The sequence below is a fragment of the Bradyrhizobium genomosp. I (2014) genome, from assembly GCF_000261685.1.
Lineage (GTDB): Bacteria > Pseudomonadota > Alphaproteobacteria > Rhizobiales > Xanthobacteraceae > Bradyrhizobium.
The window spans coordinates 1-12371 of the sequence record NZ_AJQE01000095.1; the positions used below are offsets into that span (position 1 = coordinate 1).

Annotated in this window: 11 protein-coding genes and 1 riboswitch; of the genes, 8 read left to right on the forward strand and 3 right to left on the reverse strand. The window is 65.4% G+C overall.

Features of this window, described 5'->3' with window-relative positions; all coding sequences use genetic code 11:
* Together IC50_RS08970 and purH are read left to right on the forward strand one after the other, a co-directional pair.
* On the forward strand, positions 1-233 hold a 233-nt coding region (locus IC50_RS08970; protein ID WP_035703156.1), incomplete at its 5' end, for a heparinase II/III domain-containing protein.
* A 59-nt stretch (positions 234-292) separates the two neighbouring features.
* Positions 293-374, forward strand: a riboswitch (ZMP/ZTP riboswitch).
* A 24-nt stretch (positions 375-398) separates the two neighbouring features.
* Entirely contained in the window at positions 399-1991 is a 1593-nt protein-coding gene (gene purH / locus IC50_RS08975; RefSeq protein ID WP_035703158.1) for a bifunctional phosphoribosylaminoimidazolecarboxamide formyltransferase/IMP cyclohydrolase, read from the forward strand.
* A gap of 157 nt (positions 1992-2148) precedes the next feature.
* Here the strand turns inward: purH and IC50_RS08980 are convergent, their stop codons facing one another.
* Entirely contained in the window at positions 2149-3534 is a 1386-nt protein-coding gene (locus tag IC50_RS08980; RefSeq protein WP_035703160.1) for an MFS transporter, read from the reverse strand.
* A gap of 105 nt (positions 3535-3639) precedes the next feature.
* On the opposite strand from IC50_RS08980, the gene ggt reads away from it, so the two are divergent.
* Positions 3640-5388 carry a gamma-glutamyltransferase gene (gene ggt / locus IC50_RS08985; RefSeq protein WP_035703162.1) on the forward strand — a complete coding sequence of 583 codons (1749 nt, stop codon included), beginning with the start codon at positions 3640-3642 and terminating at the stop codon, positions 5386-5388.
* Between the two features lie 98 nt (positions 5389-5486).
* Positions 5487-6782: an MFS transporter gene (locus IC50_RS08990; RefSeq protein ID WP_035703165.1), complete on the forward strand. Its 1296-nt coding sequence runs from the start codon at positions 5487-5489 to the stop codon at positions 6780-6782.
* Positions 6783-6874: 92 nt separating this feature from the next.
* Here the strand turns inward: IC50_RS08990 and IC50_RS08995 are convergent, their stop codons facing one another.
* Complete coding sequence (locus IC50_RS08995) at positions 6875-7540, reverse strand: glutathione S-transferase family protein (RefSeq protein WP_035703167.1); 666 nt, start codon at positions 7538-7540, stop codon at positions 6875-6877.
* A 164-nt stretch (positions 7541-7704) separates the two neighbouring features.
* Here IC50_RS08995 and IC50_RS09000 point away from each other — a divergent pair, with 164 nt between their 5' ends.
* The 4 genes from IC50_RS09000 to panE all read left to right on the forward strand — a co-directional run bounded on the left by IC50_RS09000 (position 7705) and on the right by panE (position 11468).
* Positions 7705-8283 (forward strand): DUF2239 family protein, encoded by a 579-nt coding sequence (locus tag IC50_RS09000; protein WP_035703169.1) that lies wholly within the window; start codon positions 7705-7707, stop codon positions 8281-8283.
* A gap of 89 nt (positions 8284-8372) precedes the next feature.
* Positions 8373-9722, forward strand: coding sequence for an MATE family efflux transporter (locus IC50_RS09005; RefSeq protein ID WP_193374105.1), 1350 nt, complete (start codon positions 8373-8375; stop codon positions 9720-9722).
* Positions 9723-9804: 82 nt separating this feature from the next.
* The gene (locus IC50_RS09010; RefSeq protein ID WP_035703173.1) at positions 9805-10425 is read left to right on the forward strand and encodes a 2-hydroxychromene-2-carboxylate isomerase; all 621 of its coding nucleotides are present in this window, start codon (positions 9805-9807) and stop codon (positions 10423-10425) included.
* A 119-nt stretch (positions 10426-10544) separates the two neighbouring features.
* Positions 10545-11468, forward strand: a complete 924-nt coding sequence (gene panE / locus IC50_RS09015; RefSeq protein ID WP_035703175.1) for a 2-dehydropantoate 2-reductase — start codon at positions 10545-10547, stop codon at positions 11466-11468.
* A gap of 184 nt (positions 11469-11652) precedes the next feature.
* Here panE and IC50_RS09020 read toward each other — a convergent pair whose 3' ends face one another.
* Positions 11653-12234, reverse strand: coding sequence for a c-type cytochrome (locus IC50_RS09020; RefSeq protein ID WP_035703177.1), 582 nt, complete (start codon positions 12232-12234; stop codon positions 11653-11655).
* Positions 12235-12371 lie beyond the last annotated feature (137 nt).

A 12371-nucleotide genomic window follows, 5' to 3' on the forward strand; every position in this document is an offset into this window, starting at 1 on the left:
TGCTGCCGAACCGCGACGTCTGGACCTTCGAGGCGCTCGACGACAAGGTCGACCTCGAGGACAGCGTGTTCCTGGCCGGCAATGACGGGCCACGCCGCACCGCGCAGATCGTGATCCGCCAGGACGCGCGGCAGGCGCCCTCGATCCGCTGGAGCTTTGTCCGCTCCACGGCTTCACCGGCCGTCACCAATGCCCGCCGCAACGCTCGCCGCGAGCCGGAACTTCCGCTGTAAACAGGCGCGATCCGGCCCTATCTCATCGTTGTGAAAGCGGCCGAAAGCTGCTATCGAGCCCTCGCTCGCGCGACTGGCGACCTTGGATGGAGCACCATCGGGAAGCGCGGGACATATCCGCCGCGCGCCTGGGCATAGACACTCCCTGAACAGAGGATCTTGCTCATGACCGACTACCCCCGCCGCGTCACCCGCGCTCTCATTTCCGTCTCCGACAAGACCGGCCTGATCGAATTCGCCAAGGCGCTGGCCGCGCACGATGTCGAGCTGATCTCGACCGGCGGCACCGCCAAGACCATTGCCGCGGCCGGCCTCAAGGTGAAGGACGTCTCCGACCTCACCGGCTTCCCCGAGATGATGGACGGCCGCGTCAAGACGCTGCATCCGAAGGTGCATGGCGGCCTGCTTGCGATCCGGGACAGCAAGGAACACGCGGAGGCGATGAAGGCGCATGGCATCGCGCCGATCGATCTCCTCGTCGTCAATCTCTATCCGTTCGAGGCGACCGTCGACAAAGGCGCCGGCTTCGAAGACTGCATCGAGAACATCGACATCGGCGGCCCCGCGATGATCCGCGCGGCCGCAAAGAACCATGACGATGTCGCCGTCGTGGTCGAGGCGCAGGACTATCAGGCCGTGCTCGACGAGCTCGCCGCCAACAAGGGCGCGACCACGCTGAAGCTGCGCCGGCGCCTGGCCGCGAAGGCCTATGCGCGCACCGCGGCGTATGATGCCGCGATCTCGAACTGGTTCAACCGCCAGCTCGAGATCGACGCGCCCGACTTCCGCGCCTTCGGCGGCCGGCTGATCCAGTCGCTGCGCTATGGCGAGAACCCGCATCAGACCGCGGCGTTCTACGCGACGCCCGACAAGCGACCGGGCGTCTCCAGCGCACGGCAGCTCCAGGGCAAGGAGCTCTCCTACAACAACATCAACGACACCGACGCCGCCTATGAGTGCATCGGCGAGTTCGACACCAGGCGCACCGCGGCCTGCGTCATCGTCAAGCATGCCAATCCCTGCGGCGTCGCCGAAGGCTCTAACCTCGTCGACGCCTACCGCAAGGCGCTGGCCTGCGATTCGACCTCCGCCTTCGGCGGCATCATCGCGATGAACCGCGCGCTCGACGCCGACACCGCGCGCGAGATCACCAAGATCTTCACCGAGGTGATCATCGCACCCGACGCGACCGAGGAGGCGATCGCCATCATCGGCGGCAAGAAGAACCTGCGCCTGCTGCTCGCCGGCAGCCTGCCCGATCCGCGCGCCCCGGGCTTGACCGCCAAGACGGTGGCCGGCGGCCTCCTCGTGCAGAGCCGCGACAACGCCGTGGTCGACGACATGACGTTCAAGGTCGTGACCAGGCGCGCACCGACCGATGCGGAAATGCGCGACCTGAAGTTCGCGTTCCGGGTGGCAAAACACGTCAAGTCCAACACCATCATCTACGCCAAGGATCTCGCCACCGTCGGCATCGGCGCAGGCCAGATGAGCCGTGTGGATTCAGCGCGCATCGCAGCGCGCAAGGCGCAGGATGCCGCCGCCGAGCTGAAGCTCGCCGAGCCGCTGACCAAGGGCTCGGTCGTGGCGTCGGATGCATTCTTCCCGTTCGCCGATGGCATGCTCGCCTGCATCGAGGCCGGCGCCACCGCCGTGGTGCAGCCCGGAGGCTCCATGCGCGACGACGAGGTGATCAAGGCCGCCGACGAGCATGGCATCGCCATGGTGTTCACGGGAACGCGGCATTTCCGGCATTGACACGATCTGCGGAGCGGGCTGCAAGAGCTACGACGATCCTATCGACCTCGTCATTGCGAGCGCAGCGAAGCAATCCAGAATCTTTCCGCACAGGAAGTCTGGATTGCTTCGTCGCTTCGCTCCTCGCAATGACGAAAGTGAAATCGCGTGATGCGGGCTAATCCTTCACCCGCATCAACAGTCCCAGCCCCGCAACGAAGAACACGACCAGCACGGCCATACCGGCCTTCTGGCTTGCAGTCACCGCCGTGATCATGCCGATCAAGAGCGGTCCGATGAAGGACGTCACCTTCCCGGTCAATGCAAACAGGCCGAAATACTGCGCGATGCGATCCTTCGGCGCGAGGCGGATCAATAGCGTGCGTGAGGCGGCCTGCAGCGGGCCGCCGGCAGCACCGATCAGGCAGCCCAGCACGAGATAGGCGCGCTCGGCCGCGCTCGAGAACAGGGGAGCACCTGCTTGCGGCGGCGCGACCTTGACGAACAGGACGCTATCCTTGTCGACCATAAGGATCGCGGCCACGGCCAGCAGCAGGACCAGCAGAGTGCCGCCGATGACGCGCTTCGGCCCGAGACGATCGTCGAGCTTGCCGCCGAACCATGCGCCGAACGCGCCGGCAATCGCGAGCATGATGCCGAAGGTGCCGATCTGGATCGTGTGCCAGCCGAAGGTACCGGCCGCATAGATGCCGCCAAACGCGAACAGCGACACCAGACCATCGGTGTAGATCATGTTGGCGAGCAGGAATGCCGCGAGCGATTTCCGCTTGGGCAGGCCTTTGATCGATTGCTTCAGCTCGGACAGACCTTCGCGCAGCGCTTCGCGCAGCGGACGCTTCGCCGGATAATCCGGCGTGAACAGGAACATCGGCGTCACGAAGATGATGAACCACAGCCCGGTCAGTGGTCCCGCGGCGCGGTCGCCCTGGTGAGTGGCGGGGTCGAGCCCGAACAGCGGCGTGAAGCCCAGCAGCGTGCGACCGGTCTCGGGATTTGCGGCGAGGAAGCCGAGAACGATGATCAGGCTGACGATGCCACCGACGTAGCCGGTCGCCCAGCCGGTGCCGGAGAGCCGGCCGATGCGCTCCGGCGGCACCAGGGTCGGCATCATCGCGTTGTTGAAGACGGTGGCGAACTCTGCACCGACGCTGGCAAGCGCGACCGCGGTGAGCAGCGAGGGAATGATGGCGTAATCGCCGGGTTTGCCGATCCACAGCGTGCAGGATGCCAGCACCAGCACCGCGCCGAATCCCGCGATCCATGGTTTCCTGCGGCCCGATGCATCCGCGATGGCCCCCAGCACCGGCGACAGCAAGGCGATCGCAAGGCCCGCGGCGGCCATTGCAAAGCCCCACAGCGACTGGCCGGTGGCGGGATTTGGCGCGACGCTGGTGGCGAAATAGGGCGCGAACACGAAGGTCGTGATCAGCGTGAAATAGGGCTGCGCGGCCCAGTCGAAGAAGATCCAGCTGACGACGGCGGCACGCGGCGGATAGGTCCGCGGCGCGCCGGCCATGCGCGCATCAGGGGCGATCGTCGTCATCACGCAGTCCTCATCACGAACAGTTTTGTCTCTCCTGGAGCAAACCGTATAGCATTGCAGCGAGGCGTGTGAACCGGCCCGAGGCCGCGGCGGAAGTTTTGATAAATGTCATCACATTCGACACGGCGGACATTCTTCGCCTTCATAGCCACCCTGGCGTTCAGTCTCGCTCCCGCGACCGCTCAGGATGCGCGGAGGGGCTATGTGCCGCCCGCGCGCGACACGGTGCGCGCCGTCGCCGCCGAGCACGGCATGGTGGTGGCGCAGGAGAAGTTGTCCGCGCAGATCGGCGCCGACATCCTGCGGCGCGGCGGCAATGCGGTCGACGCTGCGGTCGCGACCGGCTTTGCGATGGCGGTGACCTACCCGCGCGCCGGCAATATCGGCGGCGGCGGCTTCATGGTGATCCATTCCGCCGATCGTAACGAAGACATCACGATCGACTATCGCGAGACCGCGCCGGCCGCGACGACGCCGCAGATCTTCCTCGGCGCAGATGGCAAGCCTGACACGACGAAGTCACGGGATTCCGCACTCGGCGTCGGCGTTCCCGGCACGGTGGCGGGCCTCGCGATGGCATTGGACAAATACGGCTCCGGCCAGTTCACGCTGGCGCAACTCCTCGCGCCCGCCATCGCGCTCGCACGTGACGGCTTCATCGTCAGCGACGACATTGCCGATACGCTGCCGAGTTGGCACCGGCGGCTGGCACGCTGGCCTTCCTCGGCCAGGATCTTCTCGCGGCCTGATGGCACGCCGCTGGGCGAAGGCGACCGGCTGGTGCAGGGCGATCTCGCCGAAACGCTTTCGGCCGTCGCCGCGCTGGGGCCGCGCGGCTTCTACGAGGGGCCGGTCGCGGAGAAACTCGCCAGGGCCGTGACCGACGCCGGCGGGATCATGGCGCCGGCCGACCTCAAGGCCTATCAGCCGGTCATCCGCGCGCCGGTGCGCGGCACCTATCGCGGCTACGACATCGTGTCGATGCCGCTGCCTTCGTCCGGCGGCGTGGTGCTGGTGGAGACGCTCAACATCCTCGAGGGCTTTCAGCTGGCCGATTTGAAGCAGGGATCGCCGGCGTCGCTGCATCTGCTGATCGAGGCCATGAAGCGCGCCTATGCCGATCGCGCGCGCTATCTCGGCGATCCCGCCTTCGTCAACGCACCGATCGAGACGCTCATCGCGAAGGACTACGCCGCCAAGCTGCGCGCGGGTATTTCTACCGAACGCGCCACGCCGTCGCAGGAGCTCGTGTCCGCTTCTGCCGCGCCGCGTGAGGGCAGCAACACGACGCATTTCTCCGTCGTCGATGCCCGTGGCAACGCCGTCAGCAACACTTATACGCTGAACTTCAGCTATGGCGTCGGCCTCGTCGCCGACGGCACCGGCGTGCTGCTCAACAACGAACTCGACGATTTCACCGCCGCGGTCGGCGCATCCAATGCCTATGGCCTCGTAGGCTTCGAGGCAAATCTGCCCGGTCCCGGCAAACGGCCGCTCTCATCGATGTCGCCGACCATCGTGCTGAGGAACGGCAAGCCGGTGCTGGTGACGGGTTCCCCTGGCGGCAGCCGCATCATCTCGACCGTGCTCCAGGTGATCGTGAACGTCCTCGACTACAAGATGGATGTCGCGGCCGCCGTCGCAGCGCCGCGGCTGCATCACCAATGGCTACCGGATGAGGTGCGCGTCGAGCGCGGCTTTCCCGACGACGTGCTGCTCGCGCTGAAGGCCATGGGCCACCTCGTCGTCGAGCCGATGGGGCAGACATCGGCGAATTCGATTCTCGTGACGCCGAACCGATTGCTTGGCGCGGCCGATCCGCGGACGCGCGGCGCGGAAGCGGCGGGGCAGTAGCCCGCTCTCCCTGCATGGCACGGCAGCGCGCGCCGGCTTGCTCGGGCCGGCGTGCGTGCTACCACCGCCCCGCCAAAGCAATTGCCGGGAAAACACACATGACCACCGCCGATCCGAACCAGCGCATCGAACGCGCCGAGATCGATGACACCAGCCTGCTCGCCTTCTATCGCGACATGAACACGTCCGAGCGGCGGACGTTCTGGGCCTGCGCTGCGGGCTGGGCGCTCGACGGCATGGACTTCATGATCTATCCGCTGGTGATCGGCACCATCATCGCCCTGTGGAAGGTCGATGCGGCCTCGGCCGGCCTTGCCGGCACGGTGACGCTGCTCGCCTCCGCCATCGGCGGCTGGCTCGGCGGCTATCTCTCCGACCATATCGGGCGTGTCAGGACGCTCCAGATCACCATCATCTGGTTCTCGTTCTTCTCTCTGGTCTGCGCCGTCGTGCAGAATTTCGATCAGCTTCTGATCGCACGTGCCGTGCTCGGTCTCGGCTTCGGCGGCGAATGGGCGGCGGGCGCCGTGCTGATGGGCGAGGCGATCCGGCCGCAATATCGCGGGCGCGCGGTTGGCTCGGTCCAGTCGGGCTGGGCGGTCGGCTGGGGCCTGGCCGTGCTGTCGCAGGCGATCCTGTTCTCGGTCTTGCCGGCGGAGACGGCGTGGCGCTGGATGTTCGTGATTGGAGCGCTGCCGGCACTTCTGGTGTTCTACATCCGCCGCTCTGTCACCGAGCCAGAGATCGCGGCCGAGGCCCGCGCCAGGCGGGCGGAAACGGGCAGTCATCCGAAACTCTGGGAGATCTTCACCTTCCCGATCGTGAAGACCACGGTGCTTGCGTCGCTGATGGCGACGGGCTGCCAGGGCGGCTACTACGCCGTCACCTTCTGGGTGCCGCAATTCCTGACCAAGGAGCGGCACCTGTCGATCGTCGGATCGACCGGTTATCTCGCGACGCTGATCATCGGCTCCTTCATCGGCTATCTCGTGGGCGCGTGGCTCGCCGACCGGATCGGGCGGCGCAACCTGTTCCTGATCTTCTCGCTCGGAGCCATGGCGGTGGTGCTTCTCTACACACAGCTGCCGCTGACCAACGAGATCCTCTGGATACTCGGTTTCCCGCTCGGCTTCTTCGCCTCGGGCTATTTCTCCGGGCTTGGCGCGTTCCTGACCGAACTCTATCCGACGCGGTTGCGCGGCTCGGGCCAGGGCTTCTGCTACAATTTCGGCCGCGGCATCGGCGCGCTGTTTCCATTCCTCGTCGGCGCGCTGTCGGCGACGACATCGCTCGCCAATGCAATCGCGATCTTCGCGGTGGTGGCTTACGCGGTGTTCTTCATCGCCGCCTTCGCGCTGCCGGAGACACGCGGGCGCGTGCTGCACGCGGACTGACCTGTCATCCCGGGGCACGCGAAGCGTGACCCCGGGATCTCGAGATTCCGGGTCCGGTGCTACGCACCGCCCCGGAATGACGGGAGACAGGCCTACCGCCCCACCTGATACGGGCCGCCCCTTTCCAGCGCGCGCGCATACGCCGGCCGGGCGTGGATACGCTCCAGGAACGCCATCGCCTTGGGATGGCCCTGCTCGAGCCCACCGCGCGCTTGGGCCGCTTCCAGCGGAAAGCTCATCTGGATGTCGGCCGCGGTGAACTCGCTGCCGGCGAACCACTCGCTCTTGGCAAGCTCGCCTTCCCAATAGTCCATGTGTTGCTTCAGCTGCGGATTGACCAGCGCGGTCAGCGCCTGGTTGCAGACCTTGCGCACCAGCGGGCGCAGCAGGGCGGGCGCGCGCTTCGGCATCAGCGTGAAAAGCAGTTTGAGCAGCAGCGGCTGCATCGCGGATCCTTCCGCATAGTGCAGCCAATAGGTGTACCGCAGCCGCTCCGGCGTGTTCGACGGCGGGATCAGCCGGCCATCGCCGTGGGTTGCGATGAGATATTCGACGATCGCGCCTGACTCGGCGATGGTGTTGCCGTTGTCGGTGATGACAGGCGACTTGCCGAGCGGATGGATGGCCCGCAGTTCCTTCGGCGCGCGCATATCCGGCTGGCGTTGATAGCGCACGATCTCGTAGGGAACGCCCAACTCCTCGAGCAGCCACAGCACGCGCTGCGAACGGGAATTGTTGAGGTGGTGAACGGTCAGCATTTTGAGGTCCTTGGCGCTGGGCGTGTCGGTCGGCTGCGCCGTTCGTGCCAGCCCGGGAACACATTGTCGAGGCGCCGGTGCGGATATTTTCACCCGGGTATATTGACGTCGATAATTTACCCGGATATTAAGCTGCCACCACGGTCAATATGGCAATGATTCCAATGCAAGGGACCTACACAGCCTTCGCCGGCCAGCGCCGGCTGGCCTCAGGGACGGCGGGCGAAGTCGCGCTTGCCGTCAAGCGCGAGACGCAGCCGCTGGACCAGCCGATCATCATCTTCGACGACGGGACGGGCCGGTCGGTCGATTTCGACCTGCGCGGCAACGATCATGAGGTGCTGGCGCGGCTGGCGAAGCTCACGCCGCCGGCCGAGACGGTCGAGGCACCCGCAGAGCCGCGCGGCCGCGGCCGGCCGAAGCTCGGCGTGGTCGCGCGCGAGGTGACGCTGCTGCCGCGGCACTGGGAGTGGCTCAACGCACAGGCCGGCGGCGCCTCGGTCGCACTGCGCAAGCTGGTCGACGAGGCCAGGCGCGTCAGCGGCGACAAGCACCGCGCGCAGCAGGCGCGCGATGCGGCCTATCACTTCATGTCGACCATGGCCGGCAACCTGCCGCAGTTCGAGGAGGCCTCGCGCGCACTGTTCGCGGATGATCGGCGGCGCTTCACCGGACTGATCGCCGATTGGCCGACTGACATCCGCGACCACATCGTCAAGCTCGCCTACAGCGACCGCGCGTAAACCGCGCGGCCGCTCTTCATAACCCCATCGACGGCCGAGCCGCGCATTGCGCGGCAACGGCTTCGCACGCCCTGATGAAAGGCCGATCCATGTCCGCTCCAAAACCGCTCTGGACCACATTCCTGCGCTTCCTCGCGCCCTTGATGCTGAGCAACGCCCTGCAATCGTTGTTCGGCACCGTCAGCAATGTCTATCTCGGCCAGATGATCGGCGTCGACGCGCTCGCCGCAGTCTCGGTCTTCTTCCCGGTAATGTTCTTCCTGTTCGCCTTCGTCATGGGACTGAGCACCGGCGCCACCGTGCTGATCGGCCAGGCCTTTGGCGCGGGCAAGCACGGCCAAATCAAGATCATCGCGGGTACGACACTCGCAGTCGGCTTGCTGCTGTCGATTTCGGTTGCACTGATTGGCGGGCTCTTCAGTCGTCAATTGATGATGGCGCTCGCCACGCCCGCGGACATTCTCGATGCGGCCAGCGCCTATGCGAGGATCATGCTGCTGACCATGCCGCTCGGCTTCGTCTTCCTGCTGATGACGGCGATGATCCGCGGCGTCGGCGACGCGCTCACGCCATTGTTGGCGCTGGCGATGTCGACTGCGATGGGCCTGGTCCTGACGCCATTGCTGATCCGCGGCGCGTCCGGATGGCCGGCGACTGGCATCACCAGCCCGGCATGGGCGGCTGCGATCTCGAACGCGCTCACGCTGATCGTGCTGGCCGTCCATCTGCTGCGCAAGAAGCACGCGCTCGCGCCGGACGCGGCGCTGCTGCGTCACCTGCGGCTGAACGGCACCGTGCTCGGAAAGGTCCTCGGCATCGGACTGCCGAGCGCGATCGGCATGGTGGTGATGGCGATCGCCGAGCTGGTGCTGCTCGGCCTCGTCAACGGCTATGGGTCCGACGCCACGGCCGCGTACGGCGCCGTCAACCAGGTGATGGGCTATACGCAGTTCACGGCGATGTCGATTTCCATCGCGGTCTCGATCCTCGGCGCGCAGGCTGTCGGCAGCGGTGACAGGACATCGCTCGATGGCATCGTCCGTACCGGCCTCACGTTCAACATCGTCCTGACCGGCGGGCTGGTGACGCTGATCTATCTCGTCCCGCGCGCCGTGCTTGGTATCTTCATCACCGATGGCGCCGTCCTCGATCTGGCGAAAGGGCTGCTGTACATCGCCTTGTGGAGCTCGGTGCCGTTCGGCCTCGCCACGGTGTTTTCAGGCGCGATGCGTGCGGCCGGTGTCGCGTTCACACCGATGTTGCTGTCGATCTTCGCGATTGTCGCGATCGAACTGCCGGCCGCGTTGATCCTGAGCCGCACGGTCGGCCTTGCGGGCGTCTGGGCTGCCTATCCCATCGTGTTCTGCGCCATGTTCGTTTTGCAGATGGGCTATTACCTCCTGGTGTGGCGCAAGCAGGCGATCCGGCGTCTGGTCTGACCTCAAAGTATTATGATCATCATTAAACGGTGGACCTGCGGGGCACGCTGCGCCACAATGGGTGAAAGCGTCCTCAGGGAGAATGAGTTTGACCCGCACCGCCCCGCAGTTCCTGTTCGATTTCGGCAGCCCGAACGCCTATCTCAGCCATCTCGCGATTCCCGCGATCGAGCAGCGCATCGGCGTCAAGTTCGAGTACGTCCCGATCCTGCTCGGCGGCATCTTCAAATCGACCAACAACAAGTCGCCGGCCGAGACCCTCGCCGGCGTCAAGAACAAGCGCGAATTCCAGCAGGTCGAGACCGAGCGCTTCATCAAGCGCTTCAAGGTCCAGCCCTATGCCTGGAATCCGCATTTTCCCGTCAACACGCTCAACCTCATGCGCATGGCGATCGCAGCGCAGCTCGAGGGCGTGTTCGAGCCCTATGTCGAAGCCGCCTTCCACCACATGTGGCGCGAGCCGAAGAAGATGGACGATCCTGACGTCGCGGCCAAGGCGCTGGCGTCCTCCGGGCTCGACGCGCAAAAGCTGTTCGCCCGCGCCGGGGAACCCGAAGTGAAGGGCAAGCTGATCAAGAACACCGAGGAGGCGGTCGCCCGCGGCGCCTTCGGCTCGCCGACCTTCTTCGTCGGCAACGAGATGTTCTTCGGCAAGGAACAGCTGCGCGAGGTCGAGGAGATGGTGCTAGAGAAGGGCGAGTAGTGGATGGCGAATGGCGAGTAGTGAAGACGTTACTCGCATTTCATCTCGTGCTATCCTATTTGCTACTCGCTATTCGCCATTCGCTTTTGTCCGAAGAACAACAATAACGGAGCTCTCGCATGCGCATCCTCGTGGTCGGCGCCGGCGCCATCGGCGGCTATTTTGGTGGCAGGCTGTTGCAGGCCGGCCGCGACGTCACCTTCCTCGTCAGGCCACGACGCGCCAGCGAGCTCGCGAGCGCGGGCCTCGTCATCAAGAGCCCGAACGGCGACGTGACCTTGAGAAATCCACCGACCGTGCAGGCGGACGTGCTGAAGGACAAGTTCGACGTCGTGCTCTTGAGCTGCAAGGCGTTCGACCTCGAAGATGCCATCAGGTCGTTTGCCGCGGCGGTCGGACCGAACACCGCGATCATTCCGATGCTCAACGGCATGAAGCATCTCGACACGCTGGATGCCCGGTTCGGCAAGGAACTCGTGCTCGGCGGCCTCTGCGCCATCGCCGCGACCTTGAACGAGAAGCGCGAGGTGGTGCAGCTCCAGCCGATGCAGTCGATCAATTACGGCGAGCGCGACGGCAAGATGTCGGACCGGGTGAAGGCGATCGACGAGGCCTTCAAGAGCGGCATCACTGGCGCCACCGCCAGCCAGAACATCATGCAGGACATGTGGGAGAAGTGGGTGTTCCTGTCCTCGCTCGCGGCGTCCACCAGCCTGATGCGCGCCTCGGTCGGCGACATCCTTGCGGCTCCGGGCGGCCGCGATTTCCTGCTCGGCATGCTCGATGAGACCAGCGCGATCGCCACCGCGTCGGGCTATCCGCCGGGCGGGCCGTTCTTCGAGCGGGTGAAGGGCAACCTCACCACCGAAGGCTCGCCGATGACGGCCTCGATGTTCCGCGACATCAAGGCAGGCCTGCCGGTCGAGGCCGATCACGTGATCGGCGATCTCATCGCGCGCGCCGATGCCGCCAAGGTTCCGGTGCCGAAGCTGCGCATCGCGTACACGCATCTGAAGGCGTATGAGAAGCAGCGCGCGAGCTGACCACAAGCTCGGTTGTCGTCCTGGGACACGCGTAGCGCGAGCCCGGGACCCAATCACAGGCAGCAGTTTGTTGCGCTGCTCCCACTCCGAGTCATCGCAAAACGACTTCCCGTGGGTATGGGTCCCGGATCTGCGCTACGCGCGTCCCGGGACGACAGCGGAGTTTGTGGCAACGGCTCCGCTGCTATTTCAAATGCGCGAGATAGTGCGAGACGGCCGTGATCTCCTCATCGCTCATGTGATAGGCGACGTCGGCCATCGCCGCGACGCCGCCACCGACGCGCTGGCCAGCCTTGTAGTCGTGCAGCGCCTTGACCAGATATTCCTCGCGCTGATCGGCGAGCCGTGCGACTCCCTTGGTGCCGGCAAAGCTATCCGTATGGCATGAGGCGCAGCGGCGGCCGGCGGCAACCTGCGCGCCCTTCTTCGAGAGGTCAGGGTCCTTGTCCTCCGAGCCTTTCGGCGGCGTCAGCTGCGAGAAATAGGCGCCGAGATTGCGGATGTCCTCGTTGGTGAGTTCCTCGACGATCGGTTGCATCTGCTCGTTCTTGCGCGAGCCGGCGCGAAAGAAAACGAGCTGCCATTGCAGGAATTGATCGGGCTGGCCGGCCAGTGAAGGGATGTTCTCGGTCTGCGAGATGCCGTTCTCGCCATGACAGCCGGCGCACACCTGCGCCTTGGCCTTGCCGGCAGCGACGTCGGCGGCACGCGTGGCCGGCGCAACCAGAAGGGTGGCTGCCAGAACTCCAAACCAGACTGCTCGCATGGATGATCTCTCCGACTGTCATTGCCGGGCTTGCCCCGGCAATCCATCCCATTTTGAAAGGCTTCTCGATTGATGGATGCCCGGATCAAGTCCGGGCATGACGAACGTGTTCCGCTGTGAGCCTGCCGCGTCAAACA

Bases quoted from the DNA above. Each gene is read 5' to 3' on its own strand.
- IC50_RS08995 (WP_035703167.1), bottom strand. From the start codon at position 7,540: ATGCTGACCGTTCACCACCTCAACAATTCCCGTTCGCAGCGCGTGCTG.
- IC50_RS09000 (WP_035703169.1), top strand. From the start codon at position 7,705: ATGCAAGGGACCTACACAGCCTTCGCCGGCCAGCGCCGGCTGGCCTCA.
- panE (WP_035703175.1), top strand. From the start codon at position 10,545: ATGCGCATCCTCGTGGTCGGCGCCGGCGCCATCGGCGGCTATTTTGGT.
- IC50_RS09005 (WP_193374105.1), top strand. From the start codon at position 8,373: ATGTCCGCTCCAAAACCGCTCTGGACCACATTCCTGCGCTTCCTCGCG.
- IC50_RS08980 (WP_035703160.1), bottom strand. From the start codon at position 3,534: ATGACGACGATCGCCCCTGATGCGCGCATGGCCGGCGCGCCGCGGACC.
- IC50_RS09020 (WP_035703177.1), bottom strand. From the start codon at position 12,234: ATGCGAGCAGTCTGGTTTGGAGTTCTGGCAGCCACCCTTCTGGTTGCG.
- IC50_RS09010 (WP_035703173.1), top strand. From the start codon at position 9,805: ATGAGTTTGACCCGCACCGCCCCGCAGTTCCTGTTCGATTTCGGCAGC.
- IC50_RS08990 (WP_035703165.1), top strand. From the start codon at position 5,487: ATGACCACCGCCGATCCGAACCAGCGCATCGAACGCGCCGAGATCGAT.
- purH (WP_035703158.1), top strand. From the start codon at position 399: ATGACCGACTACCCCCGCCGCGTCACCCGCGCTCTCATTTCCGTCTCC.
- ggt (WP_035703162.1), top strand. From the start codon at position 3,640: ATGTCATCACATTCGACACGGCGGACATTCTTCGCCTTCATAGCCACC.